Raw genomic sequence first — 21,623 nt, 5'->3', positions numbered from 1 at the left:
GGCTTCCGCATCCGCTGCATCATTCTTATTCGTTTTTACATATGGCTTAACGTATTGAGGAGGCATAAGGCGAACATCATGCCCTAAACTGATCAACTCTCTAGCCCAATAATGAGAACCGCCACAAGCCTCCATACCTATTAAGCAAGGCTGTAATTTGGCAAAAAACGATAGAAACTGACTTCTTCTCAAAGATTTCTTCAAACAGCAGTGCCCTAATTTATCTAAAGCATGAATTTGAAAAATATTCTTTGCTAAATCAACACCAATAACAGATAACTGTTTCATTGCTGCACCCTCTACTGATTTATACCGACCTATGGGAAGTATAGAGGGGCGTCCATCTCATTATTTTAATACTACGCATGCCCGATTCACCGATTTCAATATACCAGCAAATTTAGAGGAAAGGTTTTGATTAGAAAGGACAAATCCTTTTTTAGTCAGACCGCTTCCCTGCTAAATACGCATGCGGGTTATTACGACTCAACGTGCACCTGTTATTTAGGCTTTCATCACTGCAACACATTGATTTTCCTTAATTAGGAAAATATTACACCGGAAAAATAAGCATAGCCATCGAAAAAGTGAGCAAGTTTCAGATCATGGCCTAAAATATACTGTACATCCATACATAAAAAACATGATAGAGTATGTTCTGATGCCAAAAAGTCCTTTCTTGGAGATAATCCGTTCAGAAATCAGGTTGAGAGGTTATAGCCTTAAAACGGAAAAAACGTACATCCATTGGATTAAACGCTATATCTACTTTCACAATAAACGGCATCCCAATACGATGGGGGGCTCAAGAGGTCAAAAGCTTCCTGTCGCATTTAGCCAATGAGGGTAACGTAGCAATCAATACCCAGAAGACGGCACTTAATGCGTTAGCTTTCCTCTATAACCAGATTTTGTCTCAGCCTCTTGGAGATCTGGGATTCCAACACGCAACAAAAAAGCGCAATTTGCCTACTGTACTGTCTCCTCATGAAGTGAAATCTATTTTGGACCAGCTGGAAGAAAAATATCGGCTTATTTTTTCAATTTTGTATGGCAGTGGTTTAAGGATATCGGAGTGTCTTCGCTTGCAATAATTCCACTGGCTATCTTTTTCAGGAATACCCTATGCTTTAGCGAGTTTCCTCACCCCACCACTCTGTTAACAACACTCACGCAAAGTGCGAATCCCACTGAAATTTGCAATTTTGGAATGGCCTAGTCAGGTTCACCCATTCATCTAAAACTCAATTAAACCTTTAAATAACATATAGCTAAGCACTGACCAGCTCAACACAATTGCCCCCTGGCACGGTCTCTGCAAAGTCGTAGATAACGGTTTAAGGGAGATCTGTTATGCAATTAGGTGTACAGGCTCGGTTTTACAAGATTCTGGCAGCGGTGTGGCGTCATCGTTATCTACTATGGAAGTAGCATCAGCGTCTCTATGTCAGCCCTTATTTTTTCTGTACCGTTTTTTACTGTCCCGAATAATCTTTTCCGGCTAGAATCGCCGCCATCAATTCCACTGTATGAGTTTCAGGGTATGAAGAACTGGTTGTTTCTATCCGTTGCCATTGTTTCAGAAGTTATCGCGACCTCCGCACTGAGACAGAGCGAGGGTTTTACTAAGTTAGCACCTTCTATTCTTGTACTGGCGGGTTACGGTCTGGCTTTTTACTTTCTGTCTCTGACCTTAAGGACCATACCTGTGGGCGTTGCTTATGCGGTATGGGCAGGAGCCGGTATCGCTTTAATCAGCTTAATCGGTTGGATACTGTTTGATCAAAAGCTGGATCTGCCTGCCTTTATCGGCATTGGGTTGATTGTATCTGGGGTGGTTGTGCTCAACGTGTTTTCAAAAACATCAGTACACTGAACTTAAGCAAATACAACAAACCGGCTGATTGAAAGCTCAATCAGCCGGTTTCTCATCTATAGACACTATCGACTTAACGTTGTCTCAAGCACATTACTCAACAACTTTGGCCTGTACGATTAGGTCAGCGCTGTTGCCAGCTTCTTTTGCAGTTGCTTACTGACTGACTCAGCGACATTTTCTGTCCGAGAGTAAAGCTTTTTGCCGCCCACCCAGGTTTCTTCAATTTCGATATCCCTTAACCCGACAAAAGAGCCATGGCTTTCATTCCAGGTCAGAGGGTTCTCAGCTAATATAACAAAATCAGCCAACTTACCCTCTTCCAGGCTACCCACATGCTGTTCTGCCTGACACTGCCAGGCAGCATTAAGCGTGATAGCCTTAAGCGCTTGCTCAGCCGTTAAGCTCTCCTGAGGATTGAGATACTGAGAGCCATCCTGTGGCGCCCGTTCCATACGACGGGTAATCGCCTGTTCCATATAGCGCAATGGGCCCAGCGGGCTGACATTATTATCTGAGTGCAGTGTCACTACCATACCGGCGCTTTGCGCAGTACCGCAGCGATCCAGCAACTGAGCTCTCTCTGCCCCTAAAATTTCCTGCTGGAAAGCCCAACCCCAGTAACCGACATGGCCGATCAGGAAACTAGGGGAAATACCCAGATTACTCATCATCTGAGCATTACTATCTGTCAATAAAGAACAATGCTCTATGCGGTAACGGCGGCTCGCCAGATCATAACCGCGCATCTGAAGATATTGGAAACCGTTAACTGCAAGATCAATTGCTCTATCGCCATTGGCATGAACCATCATTCCCCATTGTTGATCACTTTTAGTCACCTCTGTAATCAACTTGCTATAAGTTTCAGGAACCACACCCAGAGGATAAGCAGAGGCGTTCTCTGGAGTAAAGTTATAGATACCGCAGTTCAGCGTGCTCTGATCAGGGGTACTGGGCCCTGAACCTTTATAGGGCATGGATTGATAACCGGTTTTGCCTTGGTTTGAACCGTCACTGACAATCTTGATAATCGGTGCATATAGCCTGTTGTTGTCGTCAATAGACGTTTTTTTCCAGCTGGAACTAAATGGATAAGCACCTACTTTACCTTCTGGTGTGTCAGCAATATAAGCCAGTGCCATACGGTTTGTTTTCCAGTGGCTGGCCATATAAGTGGCCAGAAGACTTTCCAGGCTCTTACTGGGCTGACTACTGACCGGCGTTGCGGCATCCAACATTAGGGTGATGCCTTTGCTTAAGGCATTATCAAAAACATTGTCCATGCCATCTCGCAGCGCATCTGGATTCATCGGAGGCATAACTGGCGCGACAGCCTGCATCTCAACCATCTCATTCAGAATGCCGTTATTGCCTTGAGCAAATTCAGCTGCGGTACGGTATTGATCAAAATGCTCTCTCTGTAACGGCCCCATAGCGTTAAATGACAGCAGTAATGCAGCACTATTAGCATAAGCAATGTGCATAGAGGCATTGACCAAAACAATCGGGATCTCGGTAGACACCTTATCCAACAGAGCTTTATCGATATTCTCAAACTCTGCGGTCATTAAGGTGGGATCAACATTGTAGCCGGAGAGCGTAATCTCTTTAATCAGACTATCCAGCTCGGGAGAGATAACGGGTGTCTCCCCCTGCTTTAATTGCTGTAAAAGGTGTTGATACTGAGCTTTTAAACTGCTCTCGTCCAACAGAGCCTGTTTCTTGTTATATACCATCTGAATTTCACTGTTGATGGTATTCAGATCATAAACAGGCTTCAAATATTGACCATCGTATGGCCCCAGATCCACATCCCAGGTATTTAAATACGCAGTGATAAAAATATGCATATGAGGTTCAATCAAACCAGGGATTATTGTTTGCTCACCCTGCAGGCATATTGGATCAACATTAGGCAAGGCTTTAACCGCATCCTGCAAAGCCCCTACAGCTACAATCTTTTCACCACTAATGGCGATCGCATGGGCTTTAGTCGGCTTGCCGTCAGCCATTGTGATAATGCGCTTCTCATCTGGGTGATAGAAAATGACATCCTCAGGAGCACTTTTGATTTGATAGCTCTGTTGGCGGAACGAGACCTGGTTGATGGTAATCTCTTGTTCCAAAATTTTCTGTAGTGGGCCATGACAGGCGCAGCTAATACCATGATGGCTAGGGTGGTCACACATTCTATGTCTTCCTTGTATCTATCGCCGCGCTGCAAAACACTCAGCAACGAACCTATTTTGTTTCAATTGAGGAATCTATAGATACACGACAGTAAATGGAGTCTCTATTACGAGTTATAGCCTAACAATACGCCACTTATAGACCGTAGGAAAACCGGTTTATGCGCTTAAAGCTTTTAGTACTGGCTTGCGAGGCTTATTACGCCGCCACATAGACTTGGTGTAATCGTCTGTAATTTGATCCTTAAAAGCAATTTTAGCTGCTAAATGTCGATAAAATTAATCAGACGGATATTTAAAACTGCCAGTGGGATAAAACCTTTACCTACTCAAGGCTTGGTTTTAGGGGAATCGGAAAGAAGATTCTGGCAAAGATTTTGTCTCGGAGATAAAAGCTTTTCAGAAATAAGCTTATAGCACAAAAGAATTAAAACATGCTAAATTAGCAACCCAATAAAATCCAACACCAGAGTCAAACCATGTCGGTTACAGAACATCAGACAGTGAGCCATAGTCCCTTGGACTTAACCCCAGAAGCAAAGCCCCGCCCCTTTTATCAACGCCATCCCATATTAGTGGCAATATTTTCTGCTGTAGTGAGCTATCTGATCGCCTCCAGCAGTTCTGCTTTCAATCATGGGCTTGCAGTAACCTTTGAAAATGCCAGCGACACAGCCATAACATCTATCAAGCTGGATTTTGGCAATGTGAATACCCAATCAAGTATTCAGAGCTTTCGAATTAACTCCGGTGAAACCAGAACCTTACTGCTTAATCATCCGGCAGGAGCTGGATTTAACGTTAAGGTCAGTTATGCCGATGGCAGGGTTAGAGAGTTTTGCGCCCTGAAGGGCGATGAACGGACGCAACCTAAGATTCTGTTAACGCCCTGATATTCAGCGGATCAATGAATGAAGATCAGTCAAGTAGTCACCGGCGATTAATAGTGACTACTGCTTCCTGCTGATAGCTGTAATTTCATTCAAGCCGCTGCAATTTCCTTCGGGTAACACTTATGCCCTTATGGCTGCTACCAAGGTAACTCTTCACCATTGCTGTGCCAGAAGGTGCCCGAGTTTTCCAGATTAAGCCCGTCGATACGCTCAATCAGACCCTGTGCCGATTCCTGCGGTGAGATGAAACCACCAAAGTTCACCATACGGGTTTGCACATAACCAGGGTGCAGAATCGCTACACTAATGCCTTGAGGCACCAGGTCTACTGCCAGGGATTTACCAAAAGCATTGAGTGCGGCTTTGGATGCTCGATAGCCATAACGACCACCCGAGGTATTATCAGTCATAGAACCCATACGACTGGTAATCAATGCCACCTTACTGCCTGAACGGAGATTGTCTAATAAAGCTTCGGTCACCATAAGCGGCGCATAGGCATTAACCTCCATCTGAGCACGGATGCTATCCAGCTCAATACTACCCAGCACGTTATCATCCAGCAGACCGGCATTATTGATCAGTAGATCAACATCTACGCCCTTCAGCTCTTTAGGCAGACGAGCGATAGAGGCTTCATCCGTGACATCAATCCCTTCTATCACTTTAGATGCGATATTATCCAGCTCTTCACTGGAACTGCGGCAAACACCAATAACACGGTAACCTTTGCCATTCAGTTCCGTAGCAAGCGCCAGACCTACACCACGATTTGCACCAGTAATCACTGCTGTTTTTGTCATAACAAGACTCCAATGAGCAGCAGGCACACTGCCATTTGCTGCACAGACATTTAAGGTTAATGGAACCGATTATCCATAATCTTTAATCAGTTGCAGCAATAACTAACCGCTCTGCCGCTAAAGAGATAAGGCAACCCAGAAAAGCAGGCAAGAAAAAGCCCGATATTTCGGTGAAGTAAAATATCGGGCATAAAAAGGCATATCGCCTAGGGTCTGTCTTTGGAGCAGATAACGCTTACCAGGAAACTTACAGCTCAGGTCTTACACCAGGCGCTCACTGCCTGGCGCTACTGGCAGTGCCTGATCAAAGAAGCCTTCGCGGTGAATCATCTCTTCCTGAGCGCCCAACTCACGGGCCGCTGCAGCACAGGCATCCACAAACTCTGGACTACCCGCAATATAGATGGAGTGACGGGACAGATCTTTATACAGGTCACCCAGAATTGCCGGAATACGACCGTGATGGTAACCCTCTTTCTCTTCCTGAGTCAGGGTTGGAATAAACTTGAAACGACGATGTTTTGCATTCCAGAATTCCAACAGGCCGCGGCAGTAGATATCTTCTTCTTTCTTACCGGAGAACAGCAAGTGTACTTGCTGTTTAAAGCCCCGACGCAGCGCCGCATCGGTCAGGCCCAGAATCGGTGCCAAACCAGTACCCGCAACCAGACACAGTACAGGGCCATCGGTGCTTGGGTCACCAATAAAGGTGCCATAAGGACCTGACATATTCAGCATGCTGCCCGGAAATAGATTATCGTGGGCCCAGTTACTGGTCTCACCCTCAGGTACACGGGTAATCTGCAGCACGATCTCGCCATCATTAGTTGGCGCATTGGCAATAGAGTAACAACGGGCCGTAACCTTGCGATCCACATCATTGATCATCACGTATTGACCCGGCCAGTAGCGCATCTGTTTGCCTACAGGACGGATACGCAGCTCCATAATGCGAGGGGTACGCTCAATACGGTCAGTGACTACACAGCGAATATTTTCAGTGGGCGGGAACAGTTTAGGCTGAGCGTCCTCTGTACCCCATTCGATCTCAATCTCATCGGTAAGAGGTTTGGCCATACACATCAGGCCATAACCCTCTTCACGCTCTGCTGGTGACAGAGCCATATCCAGTACCATACCCTGATCAAACTCACCACGGGTGACTTTTACTTTACACTCGCCACAAGCACCGGCACGACAGTTGTTTTGTAGGGCGTAACCTGCACGCTCCAGGGTTTCCAGCACCGTTTCACCTGCACTGGATTCAACGGCTTTACCGGATGGTGATAAAAGAATGGTTCCCATGGTTCTCTCCTGAAAAGCAGCGAAACAAAAAATTACCAGGGCAAGTAAAACCCGTTTTCAGAGCAGCTGACACTATCTTCTCTGGTAATGTGCGCGGAAAAGTACCGACTACTTTTGTTTCGTAAAAATTTCTTATGTTGCAGACAGCAGTAAACCAGAGACACCGAAGTGCCTCTGGTTTGAATCGCTCAATCTATTAGAAGATTGGGATGATATCCGCAGCGTCCAGATCTTCCTGAGTCACTTCCTGACCAGAAATACCTACTTCAGGGATTGCTGGGAATGGAGTGTCATACTTATCCAGAACCGCTTTCAGGTTCAGCATCGCACTACGCCAGTTTTCCTTCTTATCTTCATAAGTTGGAATACCGAAACCCGCTTCACGGGCAATCGCTTCTGCTTCACGCTGAGTGGCGATAAAGTCTTCTGGCAGATCCCAGAACTCTGCTGGTGGCTCAAACAGTACTGCAGACAGGAACAGGTAACCGGCACGGATCTGCTTGGTGATGACACTGCGATCTTCCTGAGACAGATTCGGGTAGTCACGCTCCATCAGCGCCAGACAGATTGCCATGTGACGACCTTCGTCACGACCGATGTTTTTGAATGCTTCGGTGAATACCAGCTCTTCACAGCTCTGAGACATCTGCTTAAAGATAGTAGCAGCAGCAATTTCACCCATCAGGAAGGAGCTGAACAGTACGGCCAGACTGTACTTAGGCACCGCTTGCTTGTAACCGTTCCAGTAACGACCACCGTTGTAGTACAGCCATGCCGCATTACGCTTCAGACGCTTACCCAGATCTGTTTTTGGCTCGTATTCCAGTGGGCTGGAGCATTCCAGCAGTTTCGTGATCACCAGACCACACATCTGCTCGTGGTTCTGCTCATCGCGGGTTACAGAGAAGAAGCAGCGACGAATGGCATCTTCTTCGTGATCTTCGTAGGTCTTGATAAAAGCTTCTGCGAAAACAGGTGGAGCAGACGCGTCAAATACAGACAGCAGAGTCCACCAATAAGCCATTGCTTCACGCTCTTCCCATGAGTAGCTTTCTGGGTCAAACGTATCCCATGGCAGATCTTTCGGGTTCCAGGCTTCACGCAGAGAAGCATCCCAGATCTCTTCCGCTTTGGAAGACTTAGTTTCCCAGCTCAGCGGATATACGTTCGGCTGTGGCGTGGCTGGTGGCATGTCCATGGTGTGTGCAATTTTATCGTGCATCGTTCTCAACCTCTCAAGCTATATTTTGTTTTTGTTGTTGCTGTCACTTAGTGTGTTTTTAGATTATTTAAATGACACATAAATGTAAACACAAAAATTATTACTGTGTCGCTTTTAATTGACATAAATCAAAATCACACGCTAAGCATCCAACGCACCAATCAATAAAACACATAAAAATCATGCAGTTAAATAAAAACTAAAAAATAGAAAAGAAGATAGAACAGGCAGAAAGAGACACAAAAATAAAAAACAACAATTAAATTACGTATCTATAAACAGCATAAAATACATTAAATAATCATGGCTTCAGCCTCAATCAACAGGAAAAAACAACCCAAAATATCGACTTTTGTATTAAGTAAAACTACTGATTCAGTAACCCGATAACTACTTAGATGGCTTGTTTTGGACTGAGGTCTCTTGCTGAGACAGAGGTAAAAACTGACAATAACGCCAAGAAAAGTACTTATTATCCGAAATCGCGGGATATAAAGCAGAACACTGGCATCATTAACAAAAGGAAATCTGACCGCGAAAGGGTGACAACTATCCTGACACAGGGGGCAACCCTGGCTTAGTGGCTGATCAACATGACATTAAAAACAAAAATACTCCTCTTGGCCCTGGTACCCTTGGTGCTTGTAGCCACCAGTATCACTCTTATCAGTGTCCAGCAGGTAAAAAGCCTAAGCGAGACCGAAATCGCCATTTTTGAGCACAATCTACTTGAATCCAAACGCACTGAGCTAAAGCACTATGTCAGCCTGGCTATGAGCAGTATTAGCCCTATCGTAGAAGACCAAAGCATTGATGACGCCAGTGCGAAAAAGCAGGTTAAAGCAATTTTGGATGCCATCACCTATGGCCCTGATGGTTACTTTTTTGTCTATGATCGCTCGGGCAAAAATCTGGTTCATCCGGTTCAACCTGATTTAGTGGGCAAGAATCTAATTGAGATGACTGATGCTCAAGGAGATCCTGTTATTCGTAATCTAATGCGACTGGCACAAAATGGCGGTGGCTTTCATCACTATTATTGGAACAAGCCATCCAACGGTCAGGTCTCTGAAAAAATCAGCTATGTGATTGAGCTGCCCCGCTGGGGTTGGATGCTTGGAACAGGACTATATATCGACGATATCGCCGAAGAAGTCGCCAAGATCCGCCTGGAAGTCAAAAATAATATCCGCAATACCTTCTTTACTGTACTGGCAATTACCACCATTACAGTGGTGTTGATCGTGGTATTTGTCATCCTGTTTAATGTGCACGAGCATCGCCTGGCCGATTCCCGCTTAAAGGAACTGGTGCATAAAACAGTGCAATTTCAGGAGTCGGAACGCAGACGCTTTTCCCGGGAGCTGCACGATGGCATCAACCAGCTGATGGTATCGGCTAAATTCCGCATTGAACTTGCCGTCAACAAATACCGCAAACAGGGTGAAGATGTGGAAGCCGAACTATCCAAGGCCACGGAAGTACTTAACGAGGCGATACAGGAAGTACGTCGTATTTCCCATGATCTTCGCCCCAGCGTACTGGATGATCTGGGCCTGATTCCTGCTATGACCACTGTATTATCAGAGTTTCGTCTGCGTACAGGTGTTGAGGTGAAGCAAAATACCCCACCCTGTAGAATGCGCTTACCCGAACAGATTGAAACCACTCTATATCGTATTACTCAGGAAGCGCTCACCAATATTGAGCGTCACGCGGAAGCGGAGAATATCACCGTTGCCACAGGTTGGAATGGTAATACCTTCCAACTATCCATTGCAGATGATGGAAAAGGCTTTAATGTCCGGGAAGAGCTTAGCGGACTAGGCATAGGTTTGCGAAATATGCGTGAACGTACCGAGTTTCTGGCCGGTGAATTTATTATTGATTCTGCGCCTCGACAGGGCACACTGATTAAAGTGGTTTTCCCTATGCACAGTTGGCAACCGTTACTGGAACAAGAACGAGAGGATAAAACAGACAGACCCTTGATTGTCTGATCCTTTGATTCAAACCTGTGATATTAAAGTCAAAGATTGTCTCATTTAGTGATGAGAGTAATACAGGTAATAAAAATAATTCGAACCGTACAGCACAGGTTCTCAGACAGGATGGCTAGTGATTTGGCATATTCTGTGAAGAACAGTGAAAATCACCTTGCTGCACGATTAAATGTTTAAGGCTGTCGTTATGATAAATCTGTTACTGGTTGATGATCACCCCCTGGTTCGGGATGGTATGCGAGCCCGGCTTGAATCTGAGGCAGGCATTAACGTACTGGGAGAAGCTCAAAATGGCCAGGAGGCACTGGATTTTGTCACCCAACAGAGCGTCGATGTGGTGCTTATGGATGTCAGTATGCCAGTAATGAATGGCCTGGAAGCGACCAAAATCTTTAAACAGAACTACCCGGATATTCGCATCTTAATTCTCAGTATGCATGACAGTCGTGAGTATATTCTGCAACTGATTCAAAGCGGCGCTTCTGGCTATATTTTAAAGGATGTGAGCTCTGACGAGTTGATCAAAGCGATCGAGACTGTTTACCAGGGCGGTACTTATTTTAGTTCAGGCGCATCCCAAAGCCTTTTTGCGGGTGAACAGCAGATCTCTGTACCAGACAACACTGCGACACTGACTCCCAGAGAGGCTACCGTACTCAAGCATCTGGCAGAGGGGCAGAGCAATAAAGAGATAGCTCGTGTACTGGATATTAGTGTTCGTACCGTAGAAACCCACCGACAGAACATTAAACAAAAGCTTAATATCCATACCGCCGCAGGACTGGCACGATATGCCATTGAAAACGGACTGGTTGATTGAGCGTGTTTTGCAGCAATGTAATGACTGGATAGCGTATTAGTACAGTTTGAGAATGTATTTAGTCTGCCCTGAAAAAGTCAGGTTTCTACCTAACTGAATATCCGTTGGCTTTATTGCTTCAAGAAATAAAGCCAACCGACTTTCTGCTCTCCACCTGCAGTTTGTATGATAACCAAAGCCTGAATGACACCCTGGTATTCAAACAAAAAGAAAAGGCTCATCCATTTCCTCAAATTCCAGGCACAAGCCGCCATTAACAGGTTTATTGCATCACCTTCGCTACCTTTCAGCCAGTTCCTGGAAAGTCGATAATCCTGTTTCAGGTGCCCTATGATGGCTTTGACAAACGTTCGTCGCTGTTTGACACTATGAAGTTTGGCTAACTTATTGAGCCTGTTGAAAATTTTTATGGCCAGTTTACTGTCCGTAGGATATGTGATGGCTTTTTCCTGAACCGTTGTATCCACTAAAACAATAGGTTCTTCTGCAGCTTTACCATGTAAGGCGACCGAAAGAGCAAACAGTCGGTTAACCCCTTCTTTTCCCAATCGCTGACGAAACTTGACCAGCTCCGTACTGTGACAGGGAGGTGTTGTTTGAAAGTGGGCTTCACCACAAAACGCCTGGTAGTAAGGATTCATTTGCCACTGTTCAACAACGGCTTCATCACTCAGGTCATACAGCTGCTTGAGCATCAGAAGGCCCGTCATCAAACGAATCGGTTTAGCTTTACGTCCGATGGCGCTGTAAAGAGGTGAGAATTCCAGTTCCAGCGCCTGCCAGTCAATAGCACGACTTAAGGCGAGTAAAGGGTGAGTATCATCAAGCTGATTGATGATATCGAAAAAGCTGAATTGGGCAGAATCAGAAGGGCTTTTAGTCAGCATATCTGAGCCATTTTCGACCAGAAACTGAAGACACAGCTTACCGCTCCTGGTCGAAATGATCTATGCCAAAATAGCTAATTTGTTTTAAAAACAGTCTGTTAAGGATTTTTCAGAGCTGACTAATTAATCGATTTTGATCGACTCTGACAGAGGCACATCAGGAAATGCTTGCAGCATGGAAGTGTAACTGTCAGATTGTTTGGACTAGTTCATCAGCAGGTTGGGTTGTTAAGCCTTCTTAACAAACGCTGCAGTGATCATCATTTCGCCGGCACCATCAACACGGCAATCCAATTGGTGGTCCTTCCCTTCAACCATACGACGAATCACAGCTTTAGTACCTATCTTCAGTACCTGGGAGCTACCTTTAACCTTTAGATCTTTGATAAAGGTAATCTTATCGCCATCTTGCAGACGGGTACCGTTAGAATCCCTTATATCTAAGGCTTCTTCTTCAGCTACTTCTGTTGGGTTCCACTCATATCCACATTCTGGACAGATCATCAGTTCCTGATCCTGATAGACATATTCAGAGTTACATTTCGGGCAAGGAGGCAGAGACATACAATATTACTTCTATAAAATGAATTTGGCGTGCCATGGTAATGGCGGCACAGTGCGATGGCGAGCATTTTAACCAAAACTCATTTATTTTTCGATAAGTTGCGTTTCTCCCCTCTAAATCGATAACCTACAGCATGGCGAAAAGTTGTAGCTGATAATAAACATACAACGACCCAATAGATGTACTGTAGTTCAGCTGTGAGATTGGGCTTATGGTTCCTGATGGCATGATAACGCAGGTCAAGTAAGCGCTGATAATGCAGCTAAGAGAATTATCCTAACTGATAACTAACTTGCTGTTGATAAGCCTCCACACAGTTTCGGCATATACAGGCTTTCCTTTTCAACTCAGCTGGCACCTGATCTAACAAGTCTTGAGGAAAAGTGATATCAGGGTGATTGCACCAACAGGCTTTGTCAGTATCACCACAAGCCAGATTGAGACAGTCATTATTTTGCTGACATATCGGGCAAACCAGCGGGGCTACTGGAGTTGATGCTAAGGTTACTTCCGTCATCTTATTGTCTCCTTTATATCAAAGTGTGGTATAGCTTCAACACAGTATATCCCGTGCAGTATCCAGACGCATAAAGCCAATCACCAACTAACGCCCCTGACAGCTTGAATGCAAAACAGCCTGTTCAGCAGTAACGACACTTTGATTTTTCAAAGATTTCTAAAGAGAAATCCATTTGTGGCATAATGAGTGAAAATAATGAATAACTTATAGAAGACTATCTAAAATGACGTTACCTCCTCGTCAAAAAGCTTTTAAATTGACTGAGCGTTTGGATCAACCTCTGGATCTCTATAATCACTTACCCTACAGAGTAGCAGTAATCAGTAACCTGTTGATGCTGGACCGTGATATTGCAATTCGCTCCTCTGCCGACTTAGCACCGAGAGAGCTGCGGGTTCTGCTAAATATAGGATCCTATATGCCTATTACCTCTGCGGATGTAGCTTATCAAACCCGTATTGACTCCTATACTGTCAGCCGGGCTGTCTCCACGCTGAATAAAAAGGGCTATCTGATCTTTGAACCTGCAGAGAATAATCGACGCGTAAAATTATTAGCACTGACTGAGAAAGGTATTGAAGTTTATCGCCAACTATGTGATCAGATCGATCAGAGGGCTGATAAACTATCGTGTGTTTTAAATCAAGCAGAGCAGGCCGAGCTATTTCGAATGCTGGCTCTGATTGAAGATCGGGCTGAACACCTGTTAGCAAACCAGGCTAAAGATCTGCAGCTGGCAGGAGAAACACTGCCCGCCGATCAAAAAGAGCTGATTCGCTGGCGTAAAAAAAGTGCTCGTTTACTAACTGAAGAATAAAAAAACGCTACAGATCGTTGCTATTCGATGCATATTGATTGATAGAATTCTGATAGCCGCTCTTTGCTAATGCCTAATGCCTATTGACTGACGACACTTTAATCATAGCTCTGTTTTATCATCATAATCATTTATTCAACGTGGATACCTCAGTTCAAGCGGAGAGCGGCAAATGCTGCTACTCCGGCCTTATCCGATAGATATTACCTTCATCGGTACTGAGATAAAGCCAACCTTGTGGGCTTTCGGCCAACGCTCGTATCCTCTCACTGAGCCCAAGTAACAAGCGCTCTTCTTCCAGTACCTGCCCAGACTGATTTAACTTAAGATGATTTAGGTGTTGTAGTGCCAAAGCTCCTGCAAACAGATCACCTTGCCACTCAGGAAAAGCCTGACCGGAATACAACAACAGGCTACCTGGCGCGATGGAAGGAATATAGACTTTCTCCGGTTGTTCCATACCCACCTTATGGGTTCCTTCACCTACAGATATCGGTGCCCAATACTCTTTTCCGTAGGAGATTACTGGCCAACCATAATTAGCTCCCTTTCTAATCCGGTTTAACTCATCGCCCCCTCTGGGGCCATGCTCGATTGCCCACAGCACACCTCTATTTTCATCAAATGCCAGCCCCTGGGGATTTCTATGTCCATAGCTCCAGATTTCAGGCAGGGCTCCTTTGCTCTTAATAAATGGATTCCCCATAGGAACAGCTCCTGAGCCTTCAATGCGCAAAATACTCCCCGCATGATTTGTCAGATCTTGGGCACTCTCTCTATCCCCCCGGTCACCGACACTGAAATAAAGATAACCCAAGGCATCAAAAGCAATCCTACTGCCAAAGTGATGACCACTACCGCTTTTAGACTGAGTAACCAGCACATCACGCCAACCCTGTAATCGACCACCTTTCCATTGGGCACTGGCCAGCGCAGTCGATCTTTTGCGTCCATCCTCAGAGCTGTAAGTGAAAAAAAGCGTTTGATCAGCGAAGAAGTTGGGAGATTTTTTCAGATCCAATAAGCCACCCTGACCGTATGATGTAACTTCAGGCACGCCCAATAGATAACGGACTTGAGCCTTCGTGATGTCCAGCAGCCCCACCTTGCCTCCTCGTTCAGTAAACAGCAGCTGATCGTCATCCAGAAATTCCAATGCCCATGGAACACCTAAGCCCGATATGACCTTTTCCAGCTGAAAGTTCATACCCTCACTCTTGCCCGAGAACAAATATTGCGCAGCCTGTGCCGGATTCAAAAAAGCAATGCAAGAGAGAAGGATAAAAGCCGAACAGATGTAGCGATAAATAAGCGTCATATTTCCTATCCTTGTTAAGACTCAAATTCAGTATAGGCAGCAAAGCAATGATTGAATAGAGACTCTACGATTACCATCAGGTTCCCTGTTCCTAAAGAGATGATTCTATCAACAAAGCCCCTTACGCACTGTAAAGACACATCACCACAGAAAAATGCACTAACAGATAGCGCTTTATCAGTAAATACAGGTAAAAAAATAGGCATAGGACTTGCTATACCTATAGTGAGGCTTGGGCCGAAAGACGAATGTCACCCGGTCCTATGTCGTTCTCGTACGTTCTCCTTTTTATCCCCACCAGTTTTTCTGGTTGGGGATTTTTTATCTCTAATCTTACTAAAGGTACAGCTCACCCCATAAACAAAAACAGGCCCCGAAGGACCTGTAATCGCACAATCAAATTGTGATGATTATACCGCTAACACTTAATCTGGGTTATAAAAACAGATTAGCGGTATTGGCATAAATAAGCTGTTTGTTCAGCTACTTTTACATCGAAGCTCTGGTTGGCATCGATCTCAAAGCGCTCACCGGCGTTAAAGGTTAACCACTCTTCGCTACCAGGCAGCTTTACTGTCAGGGCACCGGACACAACGGTCATGGTTTCATGCTGGCTCGTACCAAAAGTATAATCACCAACAGCCATAACACCAACGGTCAGCTGACCCAGGCTGTTATTCAAAGCAATGGATTTAACATTACCGTCGAAGTATTCATTTACATCAAACATCGATTACTCTCACACATAGCCCTAAGGCATTTTTATCTACCTGAACCCAGGGGTAAACTGAATTCAGGAACTACAATGCACCTAAACAAAAGCGTCTATGCGAGACATTGCTGCACTCTCCAGCCAGGATCCGGCTAATATTCATCAGTAGAAGCCGGGTATATCCATGTCTGAAGAGCACCGAAATACTTCTGTTCAGGTGTATTTAATATTTTTCAGGAATGAATTTTAACGAATCAATTGGCGGACGTCTGTAGCCATCATCGGCCTGACGTGGCGGCAGCTCGATCGGTTCAGGTGTCAGGTCTTCATAATCCACCATACTGAGTAAGTGACTGATTACGTTCAACCGGGCACGTTTCTTCACTTCGCCATCCACAACGTACCATGGCGCTTCGGGTATATCGGTATACATAAACATACTGTCTTTTGCCCTGGAGTATTCGATCCAGCGAGTGCGGGATTCTAAATCCATTGGGCTTAATTTCCAGCGTTTATGTGGGCGGCGGATACGATCTTTGAAGCGCTTCTCTTGCTCTTCATCTGACACAGAGAACCAATACTTGAGCAGGATAATACCCGAACGCACCAGCATACGTTCAAACTCCGGGCAAGAACGCATAAAATCCTGATACTCATCATCGGTGCAGAACCCCATCACACGTTCCACACCTGCACGGTTATACCAACTCCGATCAAACAGTACAATCTCACCAGCAGAAGGCAGGTGCTTGATATAGCGCTGAAAATACCACTGAGTTTTTTCTCGCTCAGTCGGCGCTGGCAGGGCCGCAATACGACAAACACGAGGGTTTAACGCCTCTGCAATACGCTTAATACTGCCACCTTTACCTGCCGCATCCCTACCTTCAAAAATTACGACAAGCTTTAAGCCTTTATGCCTGACCCACTCCTGCAGCTTAACTAGCTCCATCTGCATGCGTTCAAGCTCTGCTTCATAATAGGCTTTATCGATTTTTGTCTTCTTGCTTTTCTTCTCTTCGGCCATGGTGCCATCCTCTGCTAACACAAAACCATTACAAAAAATATAACTTAACCACTATCACACAGGATCTTACAAACTACAACCTGGAAAGCCCTACCATATCTAATGCTTTTTGCTTAGTTGCCAGTGAGTTGCAGTAGATCAATTTTTCATGGCATTGTTAATATTTGGAGCAGAAAGCCTCTTTTTTTAAACACTATGCTGATCAGGTACTGACGGTTTCCTGCTTGGCTATCAAACCTTTTAAATGACGTTGCACTGTCCACCAGGAGATACCCGACATCAGTAAGTTAGCAATCACTGCACCAACAAACATGCCATAGAGACCATATAGCCATGCCCCTAAGGCACAAATTGGCACATAGAAGATAAACAGTCGAAGAATACTCAGCCTTAACGCTACCATGGGTTCATGCAAAGCATTCATGGTGGAGTTAGCCAGAATAACCACCCCTTGCATCCCTAAGCCTATCGGCACACACCAGAGGAACCAACGCAAATTAGCCGCCAGCTGTTCGTTATTCGACGCAAATGCATCAACCAAAGGGTTTTGGAAGATCAATAACAGGCACCATACAATCGCCTGCCAGATCAGCACAAAACGAAAACTGCCAAACACCCCCTGCTGCACTCGATCCAGTTGCTTAGCTCCCAGATTCTGGCTCACAAACGGCGGCAGCGTCATAGACATAGCAAAGACGATAATCAAAGAAATGGATTCGATACGGGAACCGACACCATAACTGGCCACAGCCTCATGACCAAACTCTGACACGATTCGGGTTAACATGGCGGCACTGACCGGTGTCAGAATACTGGAGACCACTGCAGGTAGGGCAATATGGCCAATGGCCTGCCAACTCTCTTTTACCTCTTTCCAACGGGGTTTAACAAAGCTCAGCAGATCACGACGTACATCTGGCAAACTAAAGATACCTACAGTAAGCAGCATCCAGGCAATCAATGTTGCTAAAGCAGCCCCCTGGACCCCCATCGCGGGAATAGGTCCCCAACCAAAGATCAGAATGGGATCAAGAATACCGTTAACCACACCCGAAGCTATCATCACCAAACCAGGCACTAATGTGTTGCCCGAAGCCCGTAAGGCACTACTCACCGCTCGCGGCATAATGACAAACAGCGTCCCTAGATACCACACCGACATATAGTCATGGATATAAGGCATTAGATCATCATTGGCACCTAAAAAGGCAAATAACGGACCTATGGTGAGATAACCTATCGCAGTTAAAGCCAGAGAAAGAATAGCGGCTAACAGCACTGCGTCTGTAGTGCGTCGTTTGACCAAATCATAGGATTTTTCACCCAACAGTCTCCCGACAACGGCGGACGTGCCTATACCTAATCCAATGGATAGAGAAATCAGGGTAAAAGTAACAGGAAAGGTAAAAGTAACTGCCGCCAGCTGTTCTGTCCCCAGCAAACCAATGAAGTAGGCATCTACCAGGTTAAACAGCATTAAAGTCACAATCCCTCCCATTACAGGGATTGTCATACGAAAGAGTACGCGAGTAATTGGGTCGTTAAGCAGATCCGGTTTAGCTTTTCGGGTCATCGGCTGACTCCGTCAGCTCTTGAGCAGTACATACTTGGTTACGCCCCTTTTCTTTGGCTTTATATAAGGCTCTGTCCGCCTGTCGGACCAGCTCGGAAATATCAGTAGAAACATCCGGTTTCAGCGTCGCCATACCTGAGCTGATGGTAACATAGGGCGAAACTTTGGAAGCGGCGTGCGGAATCTGTTTTTCTGCCAGAGAACGACGACACTGCTCTGCTAAACGCACCGCATTATTGTTGGTGTCAGGCAGCAGAATAGCAAACTCTTCTCCGCCATAGCGTGCGACCAGATCCATAGGACGACACATCATCTCTTTCAAAGTTTGTGCAACCTTTCGGATACACTCATCACCTTCCAGATGACCATAATAGTCGTTATACATTTTGAAACAATCCACATCGACCATAATCAGTGTCAGTGGCGTTTGATTGCGTATCGCCCGCTTCCACTCTTTCGCTAATACCTCATCAAAATACCGGCGATTAGCGATACCCGTCAGGGCATCAGTACGGGAGATCTCTTCCAACTCCTGATTCGATGTCATCAGCTCTCTGGATTGGATCTGCATTTTCTCATTTTTCTTAGCAAAGCTGATAAAAAGACGCATAATTAATAGCGTCGAAGCCATACCAAATAGAAATACCAGTTGCGGTAGCCAGGTTCGCTTACTATTAAAGTAATAGAAGGTAGGCACCGCCTGCAGCTCCCATAGGCGATGGCCGATAGGATTCAGAGAGTGATAGATCGCACGTCCGTGATCTACCGGTAAACGGGTACGGCTGGGATGAAAATGTAGTAGCATGGGATTGGTTGGATCAGTGATATCCAATAGATTCATATCGATACCCGCGATGCGAATATCGGTAAGCGAGTGCTCAAATATAGCCCCAACATCAATCACTGCCAGAATAAAACCGCGCACCTTGGTTGAGTTTACTCTTTGATAAACAGGCAAAACCGCTTGCAGCAAGGTACGACTGTCAGACCCTTTTCCTGCCATCTTACCGGCAGAGAGCATCAGATCACCGCTGATCGCTGCGCGGCTTAACAGCGGATTGAGTTCAGTATTTAGCGATAGATCCAAACCTAAGGGTAGCAGCTCAGCACCATCAGGCTCCATATAAAATACAGGACGGTAAAAAGCGTGATCTTCAGATTTGACGACATGACCCTCAGCGTTAAAACGTCGGATCTGAAAGCCCTCTTGTTTTAAAAGCTGTTGGCTTTGAGCCCCAAAATGTGAGCGTTCATTAGCAGCAATCTGCTCAATCCAATAAAAAGCTTTAATATCAGGATGGCGACGACGAGTTTGTCGAGAAAGCAGGACAAAATCTTCGTGACTAACCAAATCACGACCGACAAACAGTGCCTGCAGGGTATAAAGGGCTTCCAGTGAGGCCGTTACTTCTCGATCGACACCAGCAGCACGATCAGCTACATCTTTAGCAAGACGATTATTAAGCTGAGCACGCTCAGAGAAATGCAGTAACCACGCGGATCCAGTGGATAGAAAAATCCCCAAAGCCAGGATCAGTAGCAGCCAATAACGCGTGGAAATGTCTTTCATAGCCAGGGCAGAATATGCGACAAATCAAGTCACAATACTCTTTTCCCTCCTTACCAACAAAAACGGGCGGCGATTATCCCAGATCACGAAAGCAAAACAAATATAAAACAAGTTATTTTTAGTTAACTTTATATTGCAGAGTTTTACACGCACTCAAAATGCACTCTATTTGGTTATTTCAGCTGAATAAAACCATATAGCAAGCAGGGAAATATGAGAAAAAAGCGATGATAATCAAGAGATTATTGAGCACATAAAATAACTTTGGCGGTTTACCGGAGTTAAACTTGAATTCAAAGAAATATAGGTTTGATGCTTTAGTGTTTCTACAAGAAAAGTGATCACTCCGAAGAGTGATCACTTACAAAACAATGGCCAAAACTGCGAGTCTTAACGGGTCTATTTGCCTTCAAACTGAGGTTCACGTTTCTCCAGCATCGCCGACACAGCTTCTGCATGATCCTCTGTATGATGAGCAAGAGCCTGCATAGAAGCAGATAATTCCAGAAGACTTTCCAAAGATTGCTTCTGACCTTCACGCAACAATTTTTTGGTCATACGCAGTGCCCGTGGAGGGTTTACCGCAATACGTTGGGCCATTTCATTCGCAGCAGCCAACAGATCTTCCGGCTCAACCACCTCAGATACCATGCCCCACTCCAGAGCCGTTTCTGCATTTACTGGTTCACCGGTAAAAGCCATCTCACTGGCACGGGACATACCAATCACTCTTGGCAGGAACCAGGCACCGCCATCACCCGGAATAATCCCTATCTTGGCAAAGCTCTCGGCAAAACGGGCTTTTGTAGAAGCGATGCGGATATCACACATCATCGCCAGATCACAACCTGCACCAATAGCCGCACCATTCACCGCTGCAATCAAAGGCACTTCCAGATGGTACATAGCTAGAGGAATACGCTGAATACCGCGACGATAGCCCTCACGTAGCTCTACCGGGCTGCCACCAAACATGCCGCTTTTATCGTGCATATCTTTGACATTACCACCGGATGAAAACGCCTTACCAGCACCTGTCAGAATTACCACTGACACCGAATCATCACGGTTGATACGCTTTGCCGCGGCTTCAAAGGCATCTATCATCTCATCGCTGGAGATGGCATTACGGGTTTCATCCTGATTCAGGGTCAATGTCACTACACGCCCTTCCTGCTCATACAACAAACAATCTGTCATTACTCTCTCCTGAATCATTATCTAGCAGCCTGTCGGACTTAAGCTGTCAATAGGCTTAAAAATCAGAAAAAATTGCGATTTATGCAGGGATATTCCTATTTTTTGAGAATATCCCTGTTCAATACCTTATTTTAGGCGCAACTTGGCTATTCGTTTTAGATTCCAGGCCATACACACCAAGCTCCATTCTCCTGTCACTCCCTTCAGTCCTCGTAGCGAGAACTGACGGAAGCCCAAGACCGATTTGATAATACCGAAGACCGGCTCAACCGTTTGTTTACGTAAGGCATAGATCGCTCGTCCTGCCTTGGTCCTTAACT

21 protein-coding genes and 1 pseudogene are annotated in these 21,623 nt (G+C 45.4%); 7 read left to right on the top strand and 15 right to left on the bottom strand.

Going from position 1 to position 21,623, the window contains the following annotated elements; all coding sequences use genetic code 11:
* Positions 1–288: pseudogene (locus tag H579_RS0117210) on the bottom strand (IS110 family transposase); the annotation flags it as partial.
* A gap of 355 nt (positions 289–643) precedes the next feature.
* Here H579_RS0117210 and H579_RS30000 point away from each other — a divergent pair.
* The 3 genes from H579_RS30000 to H579_RS0117205 all read left to right on the top strand — a co-directional run bounded on the left by H579_RS30000 (position 644) and on the right by H579_RS0117205 (position 1,876).
* Positions 644–844 (top strand): phage integrase N-terminal SAM-like domain-containing protein, encoded by a 201-nt coding sequence (locus H579_RS30000; RefSeq protein ID WP_342662795.1) that lies wholly within the window; start codon positions 644–646, stop codon positions 842–844.
* Positions 747–1,094, top strand: a complete 348-nt coding sequence (locus H579_RS29905; protein ID WP_342662796.1) for a phage integrase N-terminal SAM-like domain-containing protein — start codon at positions 747–749, stop codon at positions 1,092–1,094. The genes H579_RS30000 and H579_RS29905 overlap by 98 nt, the downstream gene beginning before the upstream one ends.
* Positions 1,095–1,543: 449 nt before the next feature.
* Positions 1,544–1,876, top strand: a complete 333-nt coding sequence (locus H579_RS0117205) for a DMT family transporter (RefSeq protein ID WP_028301719.1) — start codon at positions 1,544–1,546, stop codon at positions 1,874–1,876.
* A 119-nt stretch (positions 1,877–1,995) separates the two neighbouring features.
* Here H579_RS0117205 and H579_RS0117200 read toward each other — a convergent pair whose 3' ends face one another.
* Positions 1,996–4,068 carry an amidohydrolase gene (locus tag H579_RS0117200; RefSeq protein ID WP_028301718.1) on the bottom strand — a complete coding sequence of 691 codons (2,073 nt, stop codon included), beginning with the start codon at positions 4,066–4,068 and terminating at the stop codon, positions 1,996–1,998.
* Between the two features lie 479 nt (positions 4,069–4,547).
* Between H579_RS0117200 and H579_RS28050 the strand changes: the two genes are divergently transcribed.
* Entirely contained in the window at positions 4,548–4,961 is a 414-nt protein-coding gene (locus tag H579_RS28050) for a hypothetical protein (RefSeq protein ID WP_051227790.1), read from the top strand.
* Positions 4,962–5,098: 137 nt separating this feature from the next.
* Here H579_RS28050 and H579_RS0117190 read toward each other — a convergent pair whose 3' ends face one another.
* The 3 genes from H579_RS0117190 to H579_RS0117180 form a co-directional block, all read right to left on the bottom strand.
* The gene (locus H579_RS0117190; RefSeq protein WP_028301717.1) at positions 5,099–5,764 is read right to left on the bottom strand and encodes an SDR family oxidoreductase; all 666 of its coding nucleotides are present in this window, start codon (positions 5,762–5,764) and stop codon (positions 5,099–5,101) included.
* A gap of 261 nt (positions 5,765–6,025) precedes the next feature.
* Positions 6,026–7,069 carry a 2Fe-2S iron-sulfur cluster-binding protein gene (locus H579_RS0117185; protein ID WP_028301716.1) on the bottom strand — a complete coding sequence of 348 codons (1,044 nt, stop codon included), beginning with the start codon at positions 7,067–7,069 and terminating at the stop codon, positions 6,026–6,028.
* Positions 7,070–7,265: 196 nt separating this feature from the next.
* The gene (locus tag H579_RS0117180; protein ID WP_051227788.1) at positions 7,266–8,291 is read right to left on the bottom strand and encodes a hypothetical protein; all 1,026 of its coding nucleotides are present in this window, start codon (positions 8,289–8,291) and stop codon (positions 7,266–7,268) included.
* Between the two features lie 593 nt (positions 8,292–8,884).
* Here H579_RS0117180 and H579_RS26205 point away from each other — a divergent pair.
* Positions 8,885–10,291 (top strand): cache domain-containing protein, encoded by a 1,407-nt coding sequence (locus tag H579_RS26205; RefSeq protein ID WP_084624196.1) that lies wholly within the window; start codon positions 8,885–8,887, stop codon positions 10,289–10,291.
* 190 nt (positions 10,292–10,481) lie between these two features.
* Positions 10,482–11,114, top strand: coding sequence for a response regulator transcription factor (locus H579_RS0117170; protein ID WP_102049379.1), 633 nt, complete (start codon positions 10,482–10,484; stop codon positions 11,112–11,114).
* 110 nt (positions 11,115–11,224) lie between these two features.
* On the opposite strand, the gene H579_RS26200 is transcribed toward H579_RS0117170, so the two are convergent.
* The 3 genes from H579_RS26200 to H579_RS0117155 form a co-directional block, all read right to left on the bottom strand.
* Positions 11,225–12,001: an IS5/IS1182 family transposase gene (locus H579_RS26200; protein WP_051227786.1), complete on the bottom strand. Its 777-nt coding sequence runs from the start codon at positions 11,999–12,001 to the stop codon at positions 11,225–11,227.
* Positions 12,002–12,229: 228 nt separating this feature from the next.
* The gene (locus H579_RS0117160; protein WP_028301713.1) at positions 12,230–12,565 is read right to left on the bottom strand and encodes a zinc ribbon domain-containing protein YjdM; all 336 of its coding nucleotides are present in this window, start codon (positions 12,563–12,565) and stop codon (positions 12,230–12,232) included.
* A gap of 272 nt (positions 12,566–12,837) precedes the next feature.
* Positions 12,838–13,083: a cysteine-rich CWC family protein gene (locus H579_RS0117155; RefSeq protein WP_036566554.1), complete on the bottom strand. Its 246-nt coding sequence runs from the start codon at positions 13,081–13,083 to the stop codon at positions 12,838–12,840.
* A gap of 226 nt (positions 13,084–13,309) precedes the next feature.
* Between H579_RS0117155 and H579_RS0117150 the strand changes: the two genes are divergently transcribed.
* Positions 13,310–13,903 carry a MarR family winged helix-turn-helix transcriptional regulator gene (locus H579_RS0117150; protein ID WP_028301711.1) on the top strand — a complete coding sequence of 198 codons (594 nt, stop codon included), beginning with the start codon at positions 13,310–13,312 and terminating at the stop codon, positions 13,901–13,903.
* Between the two features lie 178 nt (positions 13,904–14,081).
* Here H579_RS0117150 and H579_RS0117145 read toward each other — a convergent pair whose 3' ends face one another.
* The 7 genes from H579_RS0117145 to H579_RS0117115 all read right to left on the bottom strand — a co-directional run.
* Positions 14,082–15,221, bottom strand: coding sequence for a PQQ-dependent sugar dehydrogenase (locus H579_RS0117145; RefSeq protein WP_051227785.1), 1,140 nt, complete (start codon positions 15,219–15,221; stop codon positions 14,082–14,084).
* 448 nt (positions 15,222–15,669) lie between these two features.
* A complete protein-coding gene (gene ppnP / locus H579_RS0117140) occupies positions 15,670–15,951 on the bottom strand; it encodes a pyrimidine/purine nucleoside phosphorylase (RefSeq protein ID WP_028301709.1) in 282 nt (93 codons plus the stop codon).
* Between the two features lie 205 nt (positions 15,952–16,156).
* Positions 16,157–16,960 carry a polyphosphate kinase 2 gene (gene ppk2, locus H579_RS0117135; protein ID WP_028301708.1) on the bottom strand — a complete coding sequence of 268 codons (804 nt, stop codon included), beginning with the start codon at positions 16,958–16,960 and terminating at the stop codon, positions 16,157–16,159.
* Between the two features lie 202 nt (positions 16,961–17,162).
* Positions 17,163–18,533, bottom strand: a complete 1,371-nt coding sequence (locus H579_RS0117130) for an MATE family efflux transporter (RefSeq protein ID WP_028301707.1) — start codon at positions 18,531–18,533, stop codon at positions 17,163–17,165.
* Positions 18,517–20,103: a diguanylate cyclase domain-containing protein gene (locus tag H579_RS0117125; RefSeq protein WP_028301706.1), complete on the bottom strand. Its 1,587-nt coding sequence runs from the start codon at positions 20,101–20,103 to the stop codon at positions 18,517–18,519. Before H579_RS0117125 ends, H579_RS0117130 begins: the two co-directional genes overlap by 17 nt.
* 399 nt (positions 20,104–20,502) lie before the next feature.
* Positions 20,503–21,303, bottom strand: coding sequence for a crotonase/enoyl-CoA hydratase family protein (locus H579_RS0117120; RefSeq protein WP_028301705.1), 801 nt, complete (start codon positions 21,301–21,303; stop codon positions 20,503–20,505).
* Positions 21,304–21,429: 126 nt separating this feature from the next.
* On the bottom strand, positions 21,430–21,623 hold a 194-nt coding region (locus H579_RS0117115; protein WP_028301704.1), incomplete at its 5' end, for a transposase.

It is taken from the genome of Oceanospirillum beijerinckii DSM 7166 (assembly GCF_000422425.1).
In the GTDB taxonomy this organism is placed as follows: Bacteria; Pseudomonadota; Gammaproteobacteria; order Pseudomonadales; family Halomonadaceae; genus Oceanospirillum; species Oceanospirillum beijerinckii.
Note: the sequence above shows the minus strand (reverse complement) of the source record. Positions and strands in the feature narration are given on the sequence as shown.

What these genes read in the sequence shown, in the direction of transcription:
- H579_RS0117120 (WP_028301705.1), bottom strand. Translation starts at nt 21,303, where the DNA reads ATGACAGATTGTTTGTTGTATGAGCAGGAAGGGCGTGTAGTGACATTG.
- H579_RS0117160 (WP_028301713.1), bottom strand. Translation starts at nt 12,565, where the DNA reads ATGTCTCTGCCTCCTTGCCCGAAATGTAACTCTGAATATGTCTATCAG.
- H579_RS0117180 (WP_051227788.1), bottom strand. Translation starts at nt 8,291, where the DNA reads ATGCACGATAAAATTGCACACACCATGGACATGCCACCAGCCACGCCA.
- H579_RS0117130 (WP_028301707.1), bottom strand. Translation starts at nt 18,533, where the DNA reads ATGACCCGAAAAGCTAAACCGGATCTGCTTAACGACCCAATTACTCGC.
- H579_RS0117205 (WP_028301719.1), top strand. Translation starts at nt 1,544, where the DNA reads ATGAAGAACTGGTTGTTTCTATCCGTTGCCATTGTTTCAGAAGTTATC.
- H579_RS30000 (WP_342662795.1), top strand. Translation starts at nt 644, where the DNA reads ATGATAGAGTATGTTCTGATGCCAAAAAGTCCTTTCTTGGAGATAATC.
- H579_RS28050 (WP_051227790.1), top strand. Translation starts at nt 4,548, where the DNA reads ATGTCGGTTACAGAACATCAGACAGTGAGCCATAGTCCCTTGGACTTA.
- H579_RS0117155 (WP_036566554.1), bottom strand. Translation starts at nt 13,083, where the DNA reads ATGACGGAAGTAACCTTAGCATCAACTCCAGTAGCCCCGCTGGTTTGC.
- H579_RS0117170 (WP_102049379.1), top strand. Translation starts at nt 10,482, where the DNA reads ATGATAAATCTGTTACTGGTTGATGATCACCCCCTGGTTCGGGATGGT.
- H579_RS0117145 (WP_051227785.1), bottom strand. Translation starts at nt 15,221, where the DNA reads ATGACGCTTATTTATCGCTACATCTGTTCGGCTTTTATCCTTCTCTCT.
- H579_RS0117200 (WP_028301718.1), bottom strand. Translation starts at nt 4,068, where the DNA reads ATGTGTGACCACCCTAGCCATCATGGTATTAGCTGCGCCTGTCATGGC.
- H579_RS26200 (WP_051227786.1), bottom strand. Translation starts at nt 12,001, where the DNA reads ATGCTGACTAAAAGCCCTTCTGATTCTGCCCAATTCAGCTTTTTCGAT.
- H579_RS0117150 (WP_028301711.1), top strand. Translation starts at nt 13,310, where the DNA reads ATGACGTTACCTCCTCGTCAAAAAGCTTTTAAATTGACTGAGCGTTTG.
- ppnP (WP_028301709.1), bottom strand. Translation starts at nt 15,951, where the DNA reads ATGTTTGATGTAAATGAATACTTCGACGGTAATGTTAAATCCATTGCT.
- H579_RS0117185 (WP_028301716.1), bottom strand. Translation starts at nt 7,069, where the DNA reads ATGGGAACCATTCTTTTATCACCATCCGGTAAAGCCGTTGAATCCAGT.
- ppk2 (WP_028301708.1), bottom strand. Translation starts at nt 16,960, where the DNA reads ATGGCCGAAGAGAAGAAAAGCAAGAAGACAAAAATCGATAAAGCCTAT.
- H579_RS0117125 (WP_028301706.1), bottom strand. Translation starts at nt 20,103, where the DNA reads ATGAAAGACATTTCCACGCGTTATTGGCTGCTACTGATCCTGGCTTTG.
- H579_RS26205 (WP_084624196.1), top strand. Translation starts at nt 8,885, where the DNA reads ATGACATTAAAAACAAAAATACTCCTCTTGGCCCTGGTACCCTTGGTG.
- H579_RS0117190 (WP_028301717.1), bottom strand. Translation starts at nt 5,764, where the DNA reads ATGACAAAAACAGCAGTGATTACTGGTGCAAATCGTGGTGTAGGTCTG.